Source organism: Kitasatospora sp. MAA4, assembly GCF_029893355.1.
GTDB lineage: Bacteria > Actinomycetota > Actinomycetes > Streptomycetales > Streptomycetaceae > Kitasatospora.
In genome coordinates this window covers 38,805-56,704 of the sequence record NZ_JARZAI010000020.1, presented here as the reverse complement: position 1 = coordinate 56,704, position 17,900 = coordinate 38,805, and the positions used below count along the sequence as shown (strand labels likewise).

23 protein-coding genes are annotated in these 17,900 nt (G+C 72.8%); 13 read left to right on the top strand and 10 right to left on the bottom strand.

The window, feature by feature from the left end; translation table 11 throughout:
- Positions 1 to 229: 229 nt before the first annotated feature.
- Positions 230 to 769, top strand: a complete 540-nt coding sequence (locus tag P3T37_RS25280; RefSeq protein WP_280726140.1) for an HAD domain-containing protein — start codon at positions 230 to 232, stop codon at positions 767 to 769.
- 82 nt (positions 770 to 851) lie between these two features.
- On the opposite strand, the gene P3T37_RS25275 is transcribed toward P3T37_RS25280, so the two are convergent.
- The 3 genes from P3T37_RS25275 to P3T37_RS25265 all read right to left on the bottom strand — a co-directional run bounded on the left by P3T37_RS25275 (position 852) and on the right by P3T37_RS25265 (position 1,986).
- Positions 852 to 1,229 carry a fic family toxin-antitoxin system, toxin component gene (locus tag P3T37_RS25275; RefSeq protein WP_280726139.1) on the bottom strand — a complete coding sequence of 126 codons (378 nt, stop codon included), beginning with the start codon at positions 1,227 to 1,229 and terminating at the stop codon, positions 852 to 854.
- Positions 1,226 to 1,438 carry a hypothetical protein gene (locus tag P3T37_RS25270; RefSeq protein WP_280726138.1) on the bottom strand — a complete coding sequence of 71 codons (213 nt, stop codon included), beginning with the start codon at positions 1,436 to 1,438 and terminating at the stop codon, positions 1,226 to 1,228. The genes P3T37_RS25275 and P3T37_RS25270 overlap by 4 nt, the downstream gene beginning before the upstream one ends.
- Positions 1,439 to 1,719: 281 nt before the next feature.
- Positions 1,720 to 1,986, bottom strand: a complete 267-nt coding sequence (locus P3T37_RS25265; RefSeq protein WP_280726137.1) for a hypothetical protein — start codon at positions 1,984 to 1,986, stop codon at positions 1,720 to 1,722.
- Between the two features lie 137 nt (positions 1,987 to 2,123).
- On the opposite strand from P3T37_RS25265, the gene P3T37_RS25260 reads away from it, so the two are divergent.
- The gene (locus P3T37_RS25260) at positions 2,124 to 3,287 is read left to right on the top strand and encodes a N(5)-(carboxyethyl)ornithine synthase (RefSeq protein ID WP_280726136.1); all 1,164 of its coding nucleotides are present in this window, start codon (positions 2,124 to 2,126) and stop codon (positions 3,285 to 3,287) included.
- A gap of 60 nt (positions 3,288 to 3,347) precedes the next feature.
- On the opposite strand, the gene P3T37_RS25255 is transcribed toward P3T37_RS25260, so the two are convergent.
- Complete coding sequence (locus P3T37_RS25255) at positions 3,348 to 3,647, bottom strand: hypothetical protein (protein WP_280726135.1); 300 nt, start codon at positions 3,645 to 3,647, stop codon at positions 3,348 to 3,350.
- A 293-nt stretch (positions 3,648 to 3,940) separates the two neighbouring features.
- A complete protein-coding gene (locus P3T37_RS25250) occupies positions 3,941 to 4,159 on the bottom strand; it encodes a hypothetical protein (protein WP_280726134.1) in 219 nt (72 codons plus the stop codon).
- A gap of 72 nt (positions 4,160 to 4,231) precedes the next feature.
- Here P3T37_RS25250 and P3T37_RS25245 point away from each other — a divergent pair, with 72 nt between their 5' ends.
- The 4 genes from P3T37_RS25245 (at position 4,232) to P3T37_RS25230 (ending at position 7,282) form a co-directional block, all read left to right on the top strand.
- Positions 4,232 to 5,230: a 2-dehydropantoate 2-reductase N-terminal domain-containing protein gene (locus P3T37_RS25245; protein ID WP_280726132.1), complete on the top strand. Its 999-nt coding sequence runs from the start codon at positions 4,232 to 4,234 to the stop codon at positions 5,228 to 5,230.
- Positions 5,231 to 5,254: 24 nt separating this feature from the next.
- A complete protein-coding gene (locus P3T37_RS25240) occupies positions 5,255 to 6,187 on the top strand; it encodes a GNAT family N-acetyltransferase (protein ID WP_280726131.1) in 933 nt (310 codons plus the stop codon).
- 119 nt (positions 6,188 to 6,306) lie between these two features.
- Positions 6,307 to 6,735 (top strand): hypothetical protein, encoded by a 429-nt coding sequence (locus P3T37_RS25235; RefSeq protein ID WP_280726130.1) that lies wholly within the window; start codon positions 6,307 to 6,309, stop codon positions 6,733 to 6,735.
- 187 nt (positions 6,736 to 6,922) lie between these two features.
- Positions 6,923 to 7,282: a hypothetical protein gene (locus tag P3T37_RS25230; protein WP_280726129.1), complete on the top strand. Its 360-nt coding sequence runs from the start codon at positions 6,923 to 6,925 to the stop codon at positions 7,280 to 7,282.
- 133 nt (positions 7,283 to 7,415) lie between these two features.
- Here the strand turns inward: P3T37_RS25230 and P3T37_RS25225 are convergent, their stop codons facing one another.
- Positions 7,416 to 7,967, bottom strand: coding sequence for a TetR/AcrR family transcriptional regulator (locus P3T37_RS25225; RefSeq protein WP_280726128.1), 552 nt, complete (start codon positions 7,965 to 7,967; stop codon positions 7,416 to 7,418).
- Positions 7,968 to 8,072: 105 nt separating this feature from the next.
- Between P3T37_RS25225 and P3T37_RS25220 the strand changes: the two genes are divergently transcribed.
- Positions 8,073 to 8,504 (top strand): nuclear transport factor 2 family protein, encoded by a 432-nt coding sequence (locus P3T37_RS25220; RefSeq protein WP_280726127.1) that lies wholly within the window; start codon positions 8,073 to 8,075, stop codon positions 8,502 to 8,504.
- An 87-nt stretch (positions 8,505 to 8,591) separates the two neighbouring features.
- Here P3T37_RS25220 and P3T37_RS25215 read toward each other — a convergent pair whose 3' ends face one another.
- On the bottom strand, positions 8,592 to 8,816 hold the full coding sequence (locus tag P3T37_RS25215) for a hypothetical protein (RefSeq protein WP_280726126.1): 225 nt from the start codon (positions 8,814 to 8,816) through the stop codon (positions 8,592 to 8,594).
- Between the two features lie 145 nt (positions 8,817 to 8,961).
- On the opposite strand from P3T37_RS25215, the gene P3T37_RS25210 reads away from it, so the two are divergent.
- From P3T37_RS25210 to P3T37_RS25190, 5 genes are all read left to right on the top strand, one after another.
- A complete protein-coding gene (locus P3T37_RS25210) occupies positions 8,962 to 11,151 on the top strand; it encodes an alpha-N-acetylglucosaminidase (RefSeq protein WP_280726125.1) in 2,190 nt (729 codons plus the stop codon).
- 109 nt (positions 11,152 to 11,260) lie between these two features.
- Positions 11,261 to 11,854 (top strand): hypothetical protein, encoded by a 594-nt coding sequence (locus P3T37_RS25205; RefSeq protein WP_280726124.1) that lies wholly within the window; start codon positions 11,261 to 11,263, stop codon positions 11,852 to 11,854.
- Between the two features lie 70 nt (positions 11,855 to 11,924).
- Entirely contained in the window at positions 11,925 to 12,368 is a 444-nt protein-coding gene (locus P3T37_RS25200; protein WP_280726123.1) for a DUF6325 family protein, read from the top strand.
- Positions 12,365 to 12,700: an SHOCT domain-containing protein gene (locus P3T37_RS25195; RefSeq protein WP_348533280.1), complete on the top strand. Its 336-nt coding sequence runs from the start codon at positions 12,365 to 12,367 to the stop codon at positions 12,698 to 12,700. Before P3T37_RS25200 ends, P3T37_RS25195 begins: the two co-directional genes overlap by 4 nt.
- A 47-nt stretch (positions 12,701 to 12,747) precedes the next feature.
- Positions 12,748 to 13,875 carry a low temperature requirement protein A gene (locus P3T37_RS25190; RefSeq protein ID WP_280726122.1) on the top strand — a complete coding sequence of 376 codons (1,128 nt, stop codon included), beginning with the start codon at positions 12,748 to 12,750 and terminating at the stop codon, positions 13,873 to 13,875.
- A gap of 12 nt (positions 13,876 to 13,887) precedes the next feature.
- On the opposite strand, the gene P3T37_RS25185 is transcribed toward P3T37_RS25190, so the two are convergent.
- Entirely contained in the window at positions 13,888 to 14,196 is a 309-nt protein-coding gene (locus tag P3T37_RS25185) for a hypothetical protein (protein ID WP_280726121.1), read from the bottom strand.
- A gap of 88 nt (positions 14,197 to 14,284) precedes the next feature.
- Here P3T37_RS25185 and P3T37_RS25180 point away from each other — a divergent pair, with 88 nt between their 5' ends.
- Positions 14,285 to 14,995, top strand: a complete 711-nt coding sequence (locus P3T37_RS25180) for a Clp protease N-terminal domain-containing protein (protein WP_280726120.1) — start codon at positions 14,285 to 14,287, stop codon at positions 14,993 to 14,995.
- Between the two features lie 5 nt (positions 14,996 to 15,000).
- Here P3T37_RS25180 and P3T37_RS25175 read toward each other — a convergent pair whose 3' ends face one another.
- Positions 15,001 to 16,341, bottom strand: a complete 1,341-nt coding sequence (locus P3T37_RS25175) for an MFS transporter (protein ID WP_280726119.1) — start codon at positions 16,339 to 16,341, stop codon at positions 15,001 to 15,003.
- Positions 16,338 to 17,897: an ABC transporter substrate-binding protein gene (locus P3T37_RS25170; protein WP_280726117.1), complete on the bottom strand. Its 1,560-nt coding sequence runs from the start codon at positions 17,895 to 17,897 to the stop codon at positions 16,338 to 16,340. Before P3T37_RS25170 ends, P3T37_RS25175 begins: the two co-directional genes overlap by 4 nt.
- Positions 17,898 to 17,900 lie beyond the last annotated feature (3 nt).

The window sequence follows — 17,900 nt, the reverse complement described above, 5'->3', positions numbered from 1 at the left end:
AATGATCGCAGTAGCTGGAAGGGGGCTGTTCCGATGCTGTCGGGCCGTAGGTACCGGCTTGAACTGACTGACGATCAGGCCGCGCTTTCTGGTGGACGACGCCAGGACCACGCCCGAGCAGCACGCCATGCCGAACCGCGTTGGCGTTTGACTGTTTTGCAACCGATCCCCGGTGCTGGGCGTATAGAGGGTCAGTAGATCAACTGTTCACCAGCTATGCGGGAGTCCGGTGTCCCCCCTGTCGAACCTGTCGAAGCCCTTGCTCTTCCTCGACGTTGACGGAGTCCTCAATCCGGCCGAGCCGCACCCGGTGACGGACTTCGAAGCGCACACCGTGCTCGACTTCCGCGTCCTGCTGTCGGCTCGGCACGGCGAGTGGCTGCGCGAACTGGGGCAGGTCTACGAACTCTGCTGGGCCACCACGTGGGAGGAGGACGCCAACATCCACCTCGCGCCGTTGCTCGGCCTGGCGCCGCTGCCCGTGGTGCGGTTCGCCGGCTACCGGCCGCAGCCCGGGGACCCGCGCGTCCGGTTGATGGAGTTGTTCTCGGGGGCCAAGTGGGCGCCGCTGCTGCGTCACGCGAACGGTCGCCCGTTCGCCTGGCTCGACGACGTCATGCCGTTCCGGCTGGTCCGCAACTCGCTCCTGCGGCGCGACCGGCTGCTGCTCCCCGTCGACCCGCACCAGGGGCTGGAACGCCACCACGTCGATCGCCTGCTGTCCCGTCCGCCTCGCCGTCTGCGGCCGGGTGGCGGGCGCGGGAACTGAGGCCGGGCTGCCTCCTACATGGGTTGGACGAAGGGAGGGGAGCGAGTTCGGCCGGTCGGGAGCGCCAGGAACGGCCGGAGCGTCAGGAGCGCCAGGTGCGCAGCACGTCGGCGATGTCGGCGGCGGTGGCGCCGGGGCGCTTGAGGGCGGTGGCCAGGGCGGCGATCAGGTCCTGGTCGATCGTCAAGGGGACGTCGGCGGCGCGCAGGTAGCCGTGGGCGACGGCGACGGCGACGCGCAGGTTCGAGCGCTCCAGCCAGGGCAGTCGGCCCAGCGTGTGCGCCAGGGCGGCGGCGCGCGCGAAGGGGTCGCCGTAGACGTCGCGGCCGGCCAGGACGGCCCGGTGCCGCTCGACGGCGGCCAGGGCGACGCCGAAGTCCTGCGGGGCGGGGCGGGGCTCTCCGGCCCGCTCGACGACGTCCAGGATCCAGGAGAGGTCGAGGTGCAGGGTGGGGCTCACGCCGCGCTCTCGATGCGGTCGATCAGATCGCCGTACCCGTCCAGCACTTCCTGGGCGCCGGCCAGGAACGCGGCCCGGACTCGCTCGTTGTCGTCCCGGATCAGCTGGGCCACGTAGTCGTTCACCGGGATCCGACGGGTCTCGGCGGCCTGCTTGGCCATGTCGGCGACGGAGTCGTCCATCCGCAGGTTCACTTGGGTCTTCGCCATGGCACGGAAGCTACCACGTGCTAGCAGTAGTGGGGAGGTGGACGTGTCGGTGGCTTCCGGCTCTTCGCCGTCCCGCTGGGCGAGTGGGACCGGCTGACCGGCGCTCACGCTCGCCCTGCTCGACCGCGAACTGGCCGCCCGGCTGCGGGCCGGCCCGCGCTGCGCTCCCGAAGTCGCCTGGGCCTGGGGATAGTTGCAACGCACATCGCCGGCCGCGTCCGGGTGGACGCACTGGCCGCCGCCGCCGCCACCGGCCGGGGCCGGGTACCGCGACCAGGGGCTCAGCGGTCGGAGGAGGCGTTGGCGGTGCGGATCCAGCGGACGAGGGCGTGGACGAGGTCCGGGCTGAGCTTGGCGGCCTGGCGCAGCACGTCGACGTCGCCGAGCTGGAGTGGGACGTCGGCGTCGTCCAGTGCGGTGGCGAGCGCGGCCCAGCTGTCGACGTGCAGCGGGACGTGCAGGGTGTCGAGGGTCGCGCCCGCGCGCGGGGTGGCGGCGTACGGCAGTCGCAGGCACCAGTGCTCGCGGGGGTCGGTGGGACGGGTCACCGGTGTCCAACGCCGCGCGGGGTAGGGAGGACACGGCCTCGGGCGCGACATATATCACCCGCAGGGGCCGGTGGGACGCTCGCGGCGTCGGCAACCTACCCGATCGTGCTAAACAGGAGGTAACCAAAGGGGCCCACGTGCACCAGTTCAACCTCGGAGTCATGGCCCGGTCACGCAAAGAGAACGAGCGTCGACTGCCGATCCACCCCGCGCACTTCGAGCGGATCGACCCCGACCTCCAGGGGCGCATCTTCCTTGAGAACGGCTATGCAGAGCATTTCGGCATCCCTGACGAACAGCTGAGACCCTGGGTCGCCGGCTTCCGTTCCCACGACGAGCTCATCGCGCAGTGCGATGTGATCCTGCTGGCCAAGCCGCTGGCCGAGGACGTCGCGGAGCTGCGCGAGGGCCAGGTCCTGTGGGGCTGGCCGCACTGCGTGCAGGACCAGGCGCTCACCCAGCTGGCCATCGACCGGAGGCTGACCCTGATCGCCTTCGAGGCGATGAACCACTGGACCAACGACGGATCGTTCAACCTGCACGTCTTCCACAAGAACAACGAGCTGGCCGGGTACTCCTCGGTGCTGCACGCCCTGCAGCTGCACGGCTCGACCGGTGACTACGGCCGCCGCCTGCGGGCAGCGGTCATCGGCTTCGGCGCGACGGCGCGCGGCGCGGTGACGGCGCTCAGCGCGCTGGGCGTGCACGACGTGGACGTCCTCACCCAGCGCGGCGTCACCGCGGTCAGTTCGCCGATCCACTCCGCGCGGATCGTGCAGTTCGACCGCGACGAGGCGGACGCGCGCTTCAGCTACGCCCTCTCCGAGGACGGCCGGGTGCCGCTCGCGGGCTTCCTCGCCGAGCACGACGTCATCGTCAACTGCGTTCTGCAGGACACCAATGCGCCGCTGACGTTCCTGGGCGAGGACGACCTCGGCCTGCTCGCGCCGGGAACCCTGATCGTCGACGTCTCCTGCGACGAGGGCATGGGCTTCACCTGGGCGCGGCCCACGACGTTCACCGAGCCGACGTTCACGGTCGGGGACAACGTGCGCTACTACGGCGTGGACCACAGCCCGTCCTACCTCTGGAACTCGGCGACCTGGGAGAACAGCGAGGCGCTCCTCCCGTTCCTGGAGGCCGTCCTCAGCGGGCCGAGCGCATGGGATGCCAACGAGACCATCCGCCGGGCCATCGAGATCCACGACGGTGCCGTCCAGAACCCCAACATCCTGGCGTTCCAAGGGCGTTCACCGCGGTATCCGCACCCGCTCGCAGCGTCGGCGGCTCTCAGCGCCTGATTCGCCGGTGCGCGGCCCCGCCCGCCAGGACGTCCCGGCGGGCGGGGCCGCGGCGCGGTGTCAGGTGCTGAGGGCGTCCAGTGCCATGGCGAGCACCTTGGCCCGGAACGGGTTGGCCGGGTCCAGTGCCCGCGCGACCTGGACCGCCTCGTCGAGCAGCGCCTGCCGCAGCATCGGCAGGTCCTGCGCCCCCGGGGCCCGGCCGGCCAGCACCAGCACGTACGCCAGCTTGGACCCGTACGCCTCCGGGTTGGCCTGCGTCAGCACCCGGTAGACCCACAGGGCCTGCGGGCCGCGCAGCACCCGCCGGTTCGAGCTGAGCAGCATCACCTTCGCGCGCAGTACCGCGTCCTGATCCATCGCGTTCCCCCTTCGTCCCGCCACTCCGCCCACCGCCGACGGCGGGGCAGCACGACGTACGCACCGGGTCCTGGGGACAGGTCCCGGCCCGTGGCCGTGGGAGTGGATGCGGTCGAGTCTGCGGGTGGTCGACGGGTCCGGGCAAGGGAGGCCGGACGTGCGCTCGGTCCTACCCCGGAGGGCTGCTGACAGGGCATGATGGATCTGACACGCTGACAGCAGGCAGTGGTGAGCGAGCGGTGCCCCACGTGTGACCGGGTGGTTACGAGTGGTCACGGGCGGCGGGCTCGCTGCTAGACGGCCTCGTACTCGCCGAGCTGGACGCGGACCAGCTGCCGGGACTTGTACAGCTGCTGGAGGTCGCGGCGGACGGTGCGCTGCTCGGGCATCGGGTCGTAGGTCTGCTGGGCCCGTCGCCAGTCCCAGGTGCCGCCCTCTCTGCGCATCGTCTCCAGCAGCCGCTGGCGGCGCTCGGTGGCGGAGGTGGGAGGGGTGCTGTAGTGCTCGGTCATGGTCACCATTGTCTCGCACGATCGTGCGGGTTCTCTCCATCCGAGCGAACGGAACGTGGCAGGCTGTGCTGCATGCGCTACGTGATCATTGGGGCGGGGGCGGTCGGCGCCGGGATCGGCGGCCGGCTGTACGAGAGCGGGCACGACGTGGTGCTGGTCGCGCGCGGCGCGCACCTGGCGGCGCTGCGGGCGGACGGCCTGCGGTTCAGCACGCCCGAGGGCACCCGGACGCTCGCCGTTCCCGCCGTCGGCGGTCCCGAGGAGCTGGAGCTGGGCGCGCAGGACGTCCTGGTGCTCGCCGTCAAGGCCCAGCACACCGCGAGCGCCCTGGAGCCCTGGCCGTCACAGCCTGTGGTGGGCGGGGACGGCACCGCCGGTGAGCTGCTGCCGCTGGTGTGCGCGCAGAACGGCGTGGCGAACGAGCGCGCCGCGCTGCGCCGGTTCCGCCGCGTCTACGGGGTGTCGGTCTGGATGCCGGCCACCTACCTGGAACCGGGCACGGTCGCCGTCCCCGGCGCGCCGTTCAGCGGCATCCTGAACCTGGGCCGCTATCCGCAGGGCACCGACCCGACCGTCCGCGCGATCGCCGCGGACCTGGAACGCTCGCGCTTCCGCGCGCCGGTCCACGAGGACGTGCTGCGGTGGAAGTACGGCAAGCTGATCGGCAACCTCGCGAACGCCGTCGGGGCGCTGGCCGGCCCGTGTGAGGAGGGCCCGGCCCGGGAACTCGTCGATCGGACGATGGCCGAGGGCGCGGCCGTCCTGACCGCCGCGGGGATCGACTTCGCGAGCATCGCCGAGCAGCTGGAGGTGCGCGGGGACCTGATGCGCACCGTCCCACTGGACGGGGTGCAGCTGGGCGGCAACTCCTCGCGGCAGAGCCTGGCCCGCGCCACCGGCTCGATCGAGACGGACTACCTCAACGGCGAGATCGTGCTGATCGCCCGCGAGCACGGCGTGCCGGCCCCCCTCAACGAGGCCCTGCAACGCCTGGCCGCCGGCTTCGCCCGCGACCGGCGTGCACCGGGCAGCCTGACGGCAGCCGAGCTGGCGGCGCTGCTCGCGCTCTGATGCGGGCTCTGCCAGGGTTCCTCCATGCCTGATACCCACCAGCCACCACGCCTGCCGTCCGCCCACCGCAGCCGGCCGGCCACCGCCGCCGATGCACGCGCGATCCACCAGCTGGTCGCGGCCCGCGAGCGTGCGGTGATCGGCCACCCCGAGACCGGACTTGACGCCATCGCCGCGGATCTCGCGCTCCCCGCCGTGGACTTGGCGCTCGACACCGTCCTCGTGCACGACCCGGCGGGGGAGTTGGCCGGCTGGGCCTGGGTGCACGGCGGACGGCGCAGCACCGTCGACGTCCACCCCGCCCACCAGGGCCGGGGGTTGGGCGGCGCGCTGCTCGACTGGGTCGAGGCGCGGGCCCGGCAGCTCGGCAGCGCACGGCTCGCGCAGACGGTCCCGGACGGCGATCGGGCGGCCGTCGGGTTGCTGCGCTCGCGCGGGTACGACCCGTTCGTCACCCAGTGGCTGCTGGAGATCGGGATCGCGGCCGAGCCCGTGGTGCCCGCGCCGCCCGATGGCATCACCGTCCGGCCGTTCCGGCCCGGCGACGAACGATCGGCGTACCAGCTCACCGAAGACGCGTTCGACGAATGGCAGATGCGGCGCAAGTCGTACGAGGAGTGGGCTCTGCACACCGTCGAGCGCACCACCTTCGCCCCGGCCGTCTCACCCGTGGCGTTCGCCGGCGACCAGATGGTCGGCGCGGTGCTGGCCCTGGACGTCCCCGGCTCGGACGAGGGCTACGTCGAGCGCGTCGCCGTCCGGCGCGACCACCGCGACCGGGGGATCGCCCGCCTGCTGCTGCGTACCTCGTTCCGCGGCTTCCACCTGCGCGGGCAGCAGACCTGCACGCTGTGGACGCACTCGAAGACCGGCGCACTGTCGCTGTACGAGCGGGTGGGCATGACGGTCCGGCGCAGCTCCTCGGTCTACGGCAGGGAGTTGGACCCGGACCGCTGACCGCTGACCGCTGACCGCGGGACGGCGGGACGGCGGCGGCGACGGCGATGGCGATGGTGGTGCGGTAACCGCTGCAATTGCCGCGCGCCCGCCGCGCTGTGCGGGTTACCCTCGCGGCCATGACGTCCAGCGCGGGGCCGCAGAGCCACCGAATCGCACTCGCGGCGGTGGCCGGCCTACTCCTCGCCCTGACTGGATGCCGGAGCCAGGGATCGATGGACCACGGCACGGTCTTCGCCTTCGGCACCGCGACGATCCGGGTGAAAGCGGGTCAGACCTTCTCCCTGCACAAGAAGCTCGCTGTCGTGCCGGGCACCGACTGGCAGGTCGTCGCCCCTCGCCCCGACGCCGCGGTGGTCACCGTCGTCGGCACCGACCGGATCAGACCGGACAGTGGGGCGAGCGGCGACGGCGGCGAACTGTATGTGGTCTTCCACGCCGGTGCGAAGGGCAGCACCCAGCTGGTCCTGGAGAACTGCCTCGACTGCACCCCCGGCCTCAAGCAGATCTACCAGGCTCACGACACCTACCGCATCGAGGTCGGCTGACAACCGCGAGCCGGGCTGCGCAGCGCCTGCCGCATGAGGGTCCGTCAGCAAGCTGGCGGACCCTCATGCAAGATCGAGGCGAGGCGTTGCGTGGTGCGTTCTTGGTAGAGCACTGGAACGGCACGCTCGGCCGCTTCGAACATCAATGCGTTCGACGTGGCGTGGTCGTTGTCAGGAGAATCGTCCCATGAGTCTCCTCGTACACACCTTCGTCTATGACGCCGACGGCGGTTACCACTTTCTGGAGGACCCCGAGTACGGCGACACGCTGGCAGGCTTCGAGGGCACTCGAGCCCGGCTGTGGGGCTCCGCGGCGATCCGGGCCCTGGACTCCCGCTTCTTCCCGCGACTCGACGGCGAAGACCTCTATGTGGAACGGGACGAGATCGACGACTTCCTCGCCGAGTGCGAGGCAATCCGCCCACACCTCAACCACCTTGCTGGACAATGCGGTTACGACGCTGAGTACGTCACCGAGCGCTTCGGCAACATCGTTGCCGCCGCACTGCGTGCCAAGGCCGAGGCCGGCGGGATCGTCGTCTGGTAGCAGCGGCTGATGTTCGATGGCGGACGTAGGAAGGGTCCCGGTGCGGCGACGCGCGGCAGCGAGTGGACGAAGTCCTCAAGGGGTGGGCGGCCGGTAGATCGAGCTCGGGCGCGAGTTCGGCGACGTGTGCCGGTCAGGAGAGCGAAAGTAGGAGCTGGGCTGCGGCGCGGGCCTGGCGGGCGGGGGCGGGGGATCCGGTGATGGCGGCGGTGGTGATCGCGCCCTCGGCGAGGAGGGCGAGTTGGGCTGCGAGTGCGGGGGTGCCGCCGGCGGTGGTCGTCAGGTCGGCCAGGTAGTGGCGGAAGGCGGCTTTGTGGTCGGCGACCGCGTTCGCCACGGCTGGTGAGGTTGCGCCGAGTTCGCCGAAGGCGTTGACGAACGCGCAGCCTCGGAAGCCGGGTTCGGCGAACCACTGCTCCAACCAGTCGAAGACGGCCGGGATCCGCTGCTGCGGGTCGGCGTGGGCGTCCGCGTAGTGGGTGAGGGAGGTGAGCCAGTCGCTGTCGCGGCGGCGCAGGTAGGCCTCGACCAGGTCGCTCTTGGAAGGGAACAGCTGGTAGAGGCGCTTGAGGGGGACCCCGGAGGTGCTGCGGATCTCGTCCATGCCGACGCTCTGCACGCCGCGCGCGTAGAAGAGCGACTCGGCTGCGTCGAGCGCGGCCGTCCGTGCTGTTTCCAGGTCCACTGTCGCCACTGTCTGCCGCCTCCTTGAGAACCACCGTTCTCCTAGCGTACCGTCGGGCCGTGAGAACGCACGTTCTCACGAGCGAATCGACGCCAGGAGCCCGTTATGACCGTCCGACCCGTCCGACCCCCCGTCCCGCCGTTCACCGAGCAGACCGCGCGGCAGAAGGTGCAGGCCGCCGAGGACGCCTGGAACAGCCGCGACCCCGAACGCGTCGCGCTCGCGTACACCGAGGACTCCGAGTGGCGCAACCGCGACCGGTTCCTCACCGGCCGGGCGGAGATCGTCGCGTTCCTGCGCGACAAGTGGCGGCGCGAGCTGGACTACCGGCTGCGCAAGGAGCTCTGGGCGTTCACGGGCGACCGCATCGCCGTCCGCTTCGAGTACGAGTGGCGCGACGCGGCCGGCCAGTGGTGGCGCAGCTACGGCAACGAGAACTGGGAGTTCGACGCCGACGGCCTGATGCGCAAGCGCTTCGCCAGCATCAACGACCTGCCTATCGAGGAGGCCGAACGCCGCGTCCTGGCCCCCGAGTAGCGGGCGCGGTGGACGCGGCGGGTGCGGCGGGTGCGGCGTGGCGGGTCAGTGGTGGCGGATCAGCGGCGTCGGTTCAGTGGTGTCGGTTCAGTGGCCGAGGAGACCGGCGAGGTCGGAGCCGAGGTTGGCGACCTTGGTGAGGTCGCCGACGTCGCTGATGCCGCCGACCGGGATGCTGTAGGTGTGGCCGCCGCGGGAGGGGGCCGGGTAGGCGGTGCTGCCGGCGGCTGCGGCTGCCGCCGTCGTGGCGGTGGTCAGTGCGGCGGCGCCGAGCAGGGCGACGGCGAGGGCGGTTCGGACGGCGGTACGCATCGGGGCCTCCGTGGGTAGCGGGTGTCGGCCTGACTAACCTGCCGCAGGGCCCGCAGGGGGTGGTTGGCTGCGGAGTTCACCTGATCGGCGTAGGTGACCGCATGTCGGCCGAGCGGCGCGGGAGCAGCGGGTCACGGTGGACAGCATGGTCTCTCTCCCCGGTCGGTCTCTCGCGCGGCTGCTGGCGGCCGCGCTGTTCCTGGCGGGTGCGACGGTCGCGCCCGTCGCCTGCGCCCGTCAGGCCGTGTTCGACACCGGCCCCGCCGAGGCGGCTCTGCTGCGGTTGCTGCCCGCCCGGGCGGTGGCGCAGTTCACGCTCGTCGCCGAGGTCCGGGCGGGTGGCGGCGACGCGTTCTCGCTGAGCGGTGCGGTCGGCGCGATCCGGGTCGGCGGGACCTCCCCGGCGACCCTGCTGACGGGGGTGGGGTGGTACCTGGAGCACGTCGCCGGGGTCGACATCGGCTGGCCGGGGGACAGCCTCGGGCGGCTGCCGGTGCTGTTGCCGCCGGTGGCCGGGACCATCACCCGTACGGCCCTGGTCCCGCACCGCTACGCCCTGAACGACACCGACGACGGCTACTCGGGCGCCTATCGCGGCTTCGATGCCTACCGGCACGAGATCGACCTGCTGGCCCTGCACGGCGTCAACGAGGTGTTCGTCCAGCAGGGCGCGGAGTACCCGTACTACCGGGCGCTGCAGCAATTCGGCTACCGTGCAGGCGAGTTGCGCTCCTGGATCCCGGCCCCGGCACACCAGAGCTGGTGGCTGCTGCAGAACATGAGCGGCTTCGGCGGCCCGGTCTCCGAGCGGCTGATCCTGGACCGCGCGGCGCTCGGGCGCCGGATCACCGACCAGCTGCGCTCGCTGGGCATGACCCCGGTGCTCCCGGGCTTCTTCGGCACCGTGCCACCGGGCTTCGCCGACCGCAACCCGGCGGCCCGGGTCCTGCCGCAGGGCGGCTGGGTCGGCTTCGCGCGGCCGGACTGGCTGGACCCCGCCGGGCCGGTCTTCGACCGTCTGGCCGCCGCCTACTACGCCTGCCAGCGCGCCGCGTTCGGCGACAGCACCGCCTACAAGATGGACCCGCTGCACGAGGGCGGCAGCCCCGCCGGGGTGGACGTGGCCGCCGCCGCCCGGGCCGTCCAGGACGCCCTGGAAGCGGCCCATCCCGGCGCGACCTGGGTGGTGCTGGGCTGGGAGGACAACCCGTCGCCCGCCCTGCTCGCCGGCGTCGACCGCACCCGGCTGCTGATCGTGGACGGCCTCTCCGACCGGCTGGACGGCCTGGACCGCGACACGCAGTGGGCCGGCACGCCGTACGCCTTCGGCAGCATCGACAACTTCGGTGGCCACACCACCCTCGGCGCGAACACCGGGGTCTGGAGCACCAGGTTCGCGCAGTGGCGCGGCCGGCCCGGTAGTCGACTGGCCGGCCTGGCGTACCTGCCCGAGGGCACCGGCGGGAACCCGGCCGCGTTCGAGCTGTTCACCCAACTCGCCTGGGAGCCCGGGCCGATCGACTCGGCGGACTGGTTCGCGCGGTACGCCGCCCGCCGCTACGGCGGCGCCGACCCGCACACCGCCGCCGCCTGGGAGTTCCTGCGCCGAGGTCCGTACGGCATGCCGTCCGGCAGCTGGAGCGAGGCGCAGGACAGCCTGTTCACGGCCCGGCCCAGCCTGAGCGCGACCACCGCCGCCACCTGGAGCCCGCCCGCGCTGCGCTACGACCCCGCCGACGTGCGGGCGGCGCTGGACCAACTGCTCCAGGCTCCCGCCGAGTTGCGGGCGAGCGACGCCTACCGCTTCGACCTGGTGGACGTCGCCCGCCAGGCACTCAGCAACCAGGGCCGCGAGCTGCTGCCGCAGATCGCCGACGCGTACGCCGCGGGCGAGCTCTTCCGGTTCCGGGCGCTGACGGCGCGCTGGAGCCGCGACGAGGAGCTGCTGGACCGGTTGGTCGCGAGCGATGCGCGGTTCCTGCTCGGTCCGTGGCTGGCGAGCGCCCGCGCCCGGGGTGCCTCGGCGCGGGAGAGCGACCGGCTGGAGTACGACGCCCGGTCGATCCTCACCACCTGGGCGGGCCGCGGGCCCAGCGAGGCCGGCGTGCACGACTACGCCGACCGTGAGTGGTCCGGGCTGATCAGCGACGTCTACGCGCCGCGCTGGGCCGCCTACTTCGCCACGCTGGACACCGCTCTGGCGACCGGCGGATCCCCGGACGCGATCGACTGGTTCGCCGTGGACGACGCCTGGGCCCACCGCACCGACCGCTACCCGGTCGAGCCCTCCGGGGACCCGGTGGCGCTGGCGGGGGAGGTCCGCGACGCGCTGTGATGCGGGGAGCCCGGACGGACCAGCGCGGGTCGCGGCGACCGCACGGGCCGGGCGAGTGTGAGGGCAGCAGGTGCGGGACCGGTCCGCGCCGTTGAGGTAGGGCGGACCTGTGGACAGAAGGCACTCACGCACGGTAACCAGCGCCATCGTCGTGGTGGCCGCCGGCGTCCTGTCGGCGTGCAGCTCCTCCAGTAGCTCCCCGAGCAGCTCGTCGAGCGCCGCGTCGGCGCTCTCGCCCGCCACCGCCTCGTTCTCCGGGACGGTGCCGTCGGCGCTGGCCTCGAACGCCTCGGCGGCGAAGTCGGCGGTGTCGGCCGCCGCCTCGTCGGCCGGTGCCGCCGCGGCGTCCTTCGAGGCGTCCGTCTCGGCGGCCGGTGCCGCGGCCAGGGCGGCGGCGGTGGCGGCGCTGGCCTCGGTGAGCGGGAGCGGCAACGCGGTGAGCGACGTGACGCTGACCGGCGTGCCCGCGGCCACCAGCGGCGGGGCCAACGCGGCGGTCGTGACGATCACCAACAGCACCTCGAGCACGGCCTCCTACGCGGTGAAGGTCGAGTTCGACGACGCCTCCGGGAACGCCGTGGACAGCGACGTGGTGGGCGCCCAGCAGCTCGCGCCGGGCCAGAAGGCCGCACCGATCGCGTACAGCGCCAAGGACGTCGGGGTGGCGCTGGTCCCGCGCGTCGTCCAGGCCCAGCGCTACTGAGCACCGTGCGGTGGCTCGGGGCTGCTGGGCAGGGCAGGCTGGGAGGAGCCACAGCAGGAGGAGGTCTGCGATGGGTGCGGATGTCGGGCCCGTGGAGTACATGGTCGTCGCCTTTCCCGGATCGCGGTTCCGGGGCGAGATCGTGCCGGAGCTGAAGAAGCTGGTTGACGGCGGCATCGTCCGGATCATCGACCTGGCCTTCGTCAAACGCGACGAGGACGGGACGGTGCGGTTCCTGGAGCTGGAGTCCGTGGACGCCGAGGAGGCGGCGCTCTTCGCCGACCTGGACGGCGAGGTGGGCGGGCTGCTGAGCGAGGAGGACCTCGCGCTGATCGCCGAGGAGATCCCGGCGGGGTCCTCGGCGGCGCTGCTGGTCTGGGAGAACAGCTGGGCCACCGCGATCGCCGGTGCGATCCGGGCGGCCGGCGGGGTCCTGGTGGCGCACGAGCGCGTACCGGTCCACGTGGTCGAGCAGGATCTGCTCGCCATCTCAGCGGCCGGAGCGGTCTCGTGATCGGCCGCCGGATGGCCCGCGGCGGGCGACCCGGACTGATCGGTGCGGCTGCGCGCACCGCCGTGGTGGCCGGCACGGCGACCGCCGTCAGCGGACGCGTCGCCGCGCGGCAGCAGGAGCGCGCCGGCGCCCAGCAGGCCCCCGGCGCCCCCGCGCCCGTCGCCCCCGCCCCCGTCGCCCCCGCGCCCGTCGCGCCACCGGCTGCCGAGGCCGCGCCGCCGCTGGACGACCAGGCGCTGTCGGCGTTGGAGCGGCTGGCCCGGCTGCGCGACCAGGGAGTGCTGTCCGAGAGCGAGTTCGCCGCCGCGAAGCAGCGCGTGCTCGGTCTCTGACACCCGCGGGCGGGGGGCGGTGTGCGACGGTCTGTCAGAATCCGCCTGTGACCGATCGAGCCGCCGTCCCCGCGCCCGCCGAGAGTGTGCGACCGCTGGAGTTGTTCTTCGACCTGGTGTTCGTGTTCGCGATCACGCAGATCGCCTCGGTCCTGGCCGTGCACCCCGACCCGCAGGGGCTGGCGCGGGTGGTGGTGCTGTTGGCGCTGACCTGGTGGATGTACGGCGGGTACGCCTGGCTGACCAACGCGCTGGACCTGGACCGCACCCGGCCCAGGCTGCTGCTGCTCGGTGGGATGGCGTCGTTCTTCGTGATGTCGCTGGCGGTCCCGCGGGCGTTCGAGCCGGGCCCCTGGGGGGTGGTGCTCGGGCTGGGCTATCTGAGTGTGGTGCTGGTGCACACCGCCGGGTTCCTGCACACCTCGGGACGGGTCGGCATCGCCCGGGTCGGGCCGCTGAACCTGGTGAGCGCCCTGATGGTGGTGGCGGCCGGCCTGGCGCCGCCGGGCTGGCGGCTGACGGTGCTGGCCCTGGCCGGCCTGCTCCAGATCGTGACGCCGTTCCTGGTCGGGACGGGCGGCTTCACCGTCGGCGCGGGCCACTTCGTGGAACGGCACGGACTCGCCGTCATCATCCTGCTCGGCGAGTCGATCGTGGAGGTCGGCTCGGCCGCCACCCGGCAGTCCGCGCTCGTCGATGTGCTGCCGGGCGCGCTGCTGGCCCTGGCGCTCACCGCCGCGCAGTGGTGGCTCTACTTCGACCGCGAGGAGCGCGACAGTGAGGCCCTGCTGGAGAACGCCCCGGCCGGGCGGCGGTCGGCGATCGCCCTGTACTCCTTCGGCTACTCCTACCTGGTGATGATCCTGGGCATCGCGGTCAGCGCGGTCGGGATGCAGGAGGCCGTCGACGCGTTCGACCGGCCGCTGGAGGGGCTCAGGTGGCTGCTGCTCCCGCTGGGGGCCGGGCTCTATCTGCTCGGGCTGGCCTGCTTCCGCCGGGCGCTGGCCGGGCCCGGGAGCTGGCCGCAGCTGCGGCTGGCGGGTGCGGCCGCCATGCTGCTGGTCGCGCCTGCCGGGCGCTGGGTGGGCGGCTGGGCGGCGCTGGCGCTGACCGCCGGCCTGCTGCTGGGGCTGCTGATCACCGAGTCGGCCTGGGGGAAGCGGCCCGCGGGCTGAGGTCGGCCCGCGCTACTCGCCCCCGCCGCCGCTACTGCCGCCGTCTCCGCCGCCGCTGCTGTCTCCGACGCCTCCGGCGCCGCCGACGCCCGGGTCGTTGTTGTCGGACGAGCCCTTCGACTTGCAGGCCGCCAACCCGGGGATCGCCAGCACGATCGCCGCACCGGTGGCGATCAGGAATCCCCGCCTGCCGGTCACCCGCGCCGACTCGCGCCACTGCTGTGCCATCGCGTCCGCCCCCCGTCCCGTGACCGCCGGCCACGCCGTCCGGTCGTTCCGGACGGCCAGCATGGCACCGCGGGCAGCGCCGGGGAAGCGCATCGGGCTTTCCTGGTACGGGAGTTGAAAGATGGAGGAAAACGTCAACCAAGGGTTGACGATCCCAGGGGCGTCAACCTATGGTTGACGCATGACGAATCCCGTACGGCTCGACGATCTGATCGAGGCCATCAAGAAGGTCCACACCGACGCACTCGACCAGCTCTCCGACGCGGTCATCGCGGCGGACCACCTCGGCGACGTGGCCGACCACCTGATCGGCCACTTCGTGGACCAGGCGCGGCGCTCGGGCGCGTCCTGGACGGACATCGGCCGCAGCATGGGGGTCAGCAAGCAGGCGGCGCAGAAGCGCTTCGTCGCCAAGGACCCCGGCGAGGCGAACGACCTCGACCCCAGCCAGGGGTTCAGCCGCTTCACCAACCGGGCCCGGCACGTCGTGACGGCCTCGCAGGAGGAGGCCCGCAACGCCGGCAACGCCGAGATCGGCCCGGAGCACCTGGTACTCGGGCTGCTGAGCGAGCCCGAGGGGCTCGCCGCGCAGGTGATCGTCGCGCTGGGCGTGTCGCTGGACGCGGTGCGGCAGGCGGCGACCGCCGTCCTGGCGCCGGCGTCCGCCGAGATGCCGGCGCTCGTCCCGTTCGACGCCGGGGCAAAGAAGGTGCTGGAGCTGACCTTCCGGCAGGCCCTGCGGCTGGGGCACAACTACATCGGGACCGAGCACATCCTGCTCGCGCTGCTGGAGCTGGAAGCCGGGGAGGGGGTGCTCAGCGGCCTCGGCGTCGACAAGACCGCCACCGAGGCCAAGGTGGTGGAGATCCTGGCTGCCTACACGTCCAAGTAGCTTGGTCAGCCGGTCCGTTCGCAGACCTCGGGTTCCGCTGCCGGTACGGCGACCGGAGCGGGGTGCGGGCCGCCGAGGGCGGCCGTACCGGCGCGGACCAGGGCGGCGGCGCCGATCAGGGTGGCGGCCACCACGGCGAAGCCGCCCGCGCCGAGGCGGGTGGTGAGCCAGGCGAGTACGGCGGGGCCCAGCACTGCCACCGCCTCCGGTCCGGTGCCGAAGAAGCCCAGGTAGAGCGCCTGGCGGTGGTCCTCGGGGGCGAATGCGAAGGAGAGCGTCCAGCCGGCCGTCACCTGGACGATCTCGCCCAGCGTGAAGCACAGCACCGCCCCGGCCAGACTCGCCACCGCCCAGCCGGTGGGGACGAAGGCGGCCAGCGCGAGCAGGCCGCAGCCGCCGGCGAGCAGCATCCCGGCGGCCCAGCCGGCCCGCACGCCGCTGCGCAGGTCCTTCACCCGGTTGCCGAGCGGCACCTGAAGCGCCACCACGGTCAGCGTGTTGAGCAGCAGCAGGGCGCCCATGGTGGCCGGGGGCACGGACGTCCGGTGGGCGAGCCAGAGCGGCGTCATCACGCTGATCAGCGGGATGTGCAGCGAGAGCAGGCCGTTGCCGACGGTCAGCAGGGCGAAGCCGCGGTCGCGGATCGGCAGCAGCGCGGACCGTATCCGGCCACCGGCAGGGCGGCCGGCCGTCGGGTCGGCGGGCCGGTCGGTCTTCGGGCCGGTGGGCTGCGCCTGGTCGAGGTCGGCGGTGCGCCAGGTGGTGTGGGCGAGCAGCCAGGCGGAGAGGAAGAACGCCGCGGCGACGATCCCGACCACCGCGTCGAAGGCCGTGCGGTCCACCCGCAGCAGGCCGACGGTGCCCAGCAGCGCGCCCGCCGTGACGCCGATGTTGGTCGCCACCTGGATGCTGGCCATCGTCGCGCTGCGCTCGCTGGTGGGGACGAAGCGGCCCACCACGATCTGGCTGAACATCTTGCCCGGGCCGTCGGTCACCGAGACCAGGGCGAGCGCGAGGTAGAAGGTGGCGGTCGAGTGGACCGTGAAGAACGCGAGGAAGGACAGGCCGCGGACGATCTGCAGCACGGTGGCGACCCGGCCCGCGTGGCGGCGCCGGGCGAGCGAGGAGATCGGCACCATGGCGAGCAGGCCGAGCACGCCGCCCATCGCCAGGCCGCCGCCGACCTGGTCGGCCGTCAGGTTCAGCAGCCGGGTGAAGAACAGGGCCGAGGCGGAGATCCAGACCCCGGTGCCGATCCAGCCGATCAGCGCGGAGGCGGCGACGGCGCGTCCCACCGGATGCGCGGGGACCTGGGTGCGCGCCCAGCGCAGCACGGCGCCGCTCATCGGCCGGCTCCCGGCGTGGAGCCGGCCGTGGCCGGGGCGGAGTCGACCACCCGGTACTGCCGCAGTGCCGGTACGCCGAAGACGTTCATCGCCGGCCCCAGCGGGCGCACCCGCTCCGGTGCGACCAGGTGGTAGAGGGCGCCCTGCCACAGCGGCAGGAACGGCAGGTCGTCCAGCACCAGTTGCTCCGCCTGCCGGTAGCGGGTACGGCGCTCGGCGGCGTCGGCGGTGGCGCGGGCGCCGTCGATCAGGGCGTCGACGCGCGGGTTGCGGTAGCGCGCGTAGTTGCTGTCGCCCACCGCTGCGCTGTGCGTGAGCGGGTGCAGGGCGTTGTCCGCAGAGAGGTAGTCCACGGTCCAATTCATACGGAAAAGCGTGGTCGCGTGCGGGAGTTCGCGCAAATAGCCGGGCCAGTCCAGCCGGCGCTCCTCGACCTGCCAGCCGAGGCCGTCCCGAATGCCCCGCATCACGTCCGAGATCCAACCCTCGTGTCCTTGGCCGGCATTGAAAAGAACGCGGACGCCCCCGGGTGGGGCGATGCCGCGTTCGGCGAGCAACTGGCGTGCTCTGTCGGGGTCGTAGGCGAGGTTCAACGAGGGGCGGTGGGCGATCGCAGCGCCGGGCGGCAGCGCGCCCGGGCCGGTGAGCGGTGGCACGATCCGGTCGGCGACGGGTCTGGTCCCGGCGAAGTGCCGCTTGCCGATGCTCTCGCGGTCCACGCACATCGCCACCGCGCGGCGCACCACCGGATCGTCGAAGGGCGCGACCGGCAGCGGGAAGCCGAGGTAGGTGACCATCGGGTTGGGCGTGCAGTGGAAGGCCGGGCCGCTGCGTCCGGCCTCCTCGATCTGGTCCGGCGGCACCTCGGTGACGTCCAGTTCGCCCCGCAGGAAGGCCCGGTGGGCCGAGCTCAGATCCTGGTGGATCCGGAACTCGATCCGCCGGGCCGCTCCGGCGCCGCCGTCCGGGTAGGCGCCGTTGGCTGCGTAGTAGCCGTCGAATCTCTCCAGCGCCAGGCCGCGGCCCGGCTGCCACTCCTCGACGACCGCGTACGGGCCGGTGCTGACCGGCCGCCGGGCGAAGGCGGCCGGATCGGCCTCGGCGAGCTCGGCCGGCACCGGCGCGGTGACCCGGTGGCTGAACACGGCGGCGATCTCGTGGAACGGCCGGGTGAGCTGGATGAGTAGATGACTATCCGTCAGTCTCCGTACTCCGCTGAGGAGATGGGCGGAACCGGCGGCGACCTCGGCGTAGCCCTCGACCGCCGAGAGGTGGTGGGCGAGTGCCGAGTCGGTCTCCGGCCGGACCACCCGGGAGAGCGAGTAGCAGTAGTCCTGCGCGGTCACCTCCCGGCCGTGGTGGAAGCGGACGCCCGGGCGCAGCCGGAACCGTACGCTCAGCCCGTCCGGCGCCACCTGCCAGGCTCTCGCCGCGGCCGGGGCCAGCCGGCCGGTGACCGGGTCGCAGTCCACCAGCGGGTCCGCCAGCAGGCTCGCGACCAGCGCGCCGTCGTGCTCGAACGCCCGCCCAGGGTCGATCGCCGAGGGCTCGCACACCTG

Bases quoted from the DNA above. Each gene is read 5' to 3' on its own strand.
- P3T37_RS25270 (WP_280726138.1), bottom strand. From the start codon at position 1,438: ATGGCGAAGACCCAAGTGAACCTGCGGATGGACGACTCCGTCGCCGAC.
- P3T37_RS25255 (WP_280726135.1), bottom strand. From the start codon at position 3,647: ATGGATCAGGACGCGGTACTGCGCGCGAAGGTGATGCTGCTCAGCTCG.
- P3T37_RS25250 (WP_280726134.1), bottom strand. From the start codon at position 4,159: ATGACCGAGCACTACAGCACCCCTCCCACCTCCGCCACCGAGCGCCGC.
- P3T37_RS25245 (WP_280726132.1), top strand. From the start codon at position 4,232: ATGCGCTACGTGATCATTGGGGCGGGGGCGGTCGGCGCCGGGATCGGC.
- P3T37_RS25240 (WP_280726131.1), top strand. From the start codon at position 5,255: ATGCCTGATACCCACCAGCCACCACGCCTGCCGTCCGCCCACCGCAGC.
- P3T37_RS25235 (WP_280726130.1), top strand. From the start codon at position 6,307: ATGACGTCCAGCGCGGGGCCGCAGAGCCACCGAATCGCACTCGCGGCG.
- P3T37_RS25230 (WP_280726129.1), top strand. From the start codon at position 6,923: ATGAGTCTCCTCGTACACACCTTCGTCTATGACGCCGACGGCGGTTAC.
- P3T37_RS25220 (WP_280726127.1), top strand. From the start codon at position 8,073: ATGACCGTCCGACCCGTCCGACCCCCCGTCCCGCCGTTCACCGAGCAG.
- P3T37_RS25215 (WP_280726126.1), bottom strand. From the start codon at position 8,816: ATGCGTACCGCCGTCCGAACCGCCCTCGCCGTCGCCCTGCTCGGCGCC.
- P3T37_RS25210 (WP_280726125.1), top strand. From the start codon at position 8,962: ATGGTCTCTCTCCCCGGTCGGTCTCTCGCGCGGCTGCTGGCGGCCGCG.
- P3T37_RS25200 (WP_280726123.1), top strand. From the start codon at position 11,925: ATGGGTGCGGATGTCGGGCCCGTGGAGTACATGGTCGTCGCCTTTCCC.
- P3T37_RS25185 (WP_280726121.1), bottom strand. From the start codon at position 14,196: ATGCGCTTCCCCGGCGCTGCCCGCGGTGCCATGCTGGCCGTCCGGAAC.
- P3T37_RS25180 (WP_280726120.1), top strand. From the start codon at position 14,285: ATGACGAATCCCGTACGGCTCGACGATCTGATCGAGGCCATCAAGAAG.
- P3T37_RS25175 (WP_280726119.1), bottom strand. From the start codon at position 16,341: ATGAGCGGCGCCGTGCTGCGCTGGGCGCGCACCCAGGTCCCCGCGCAT.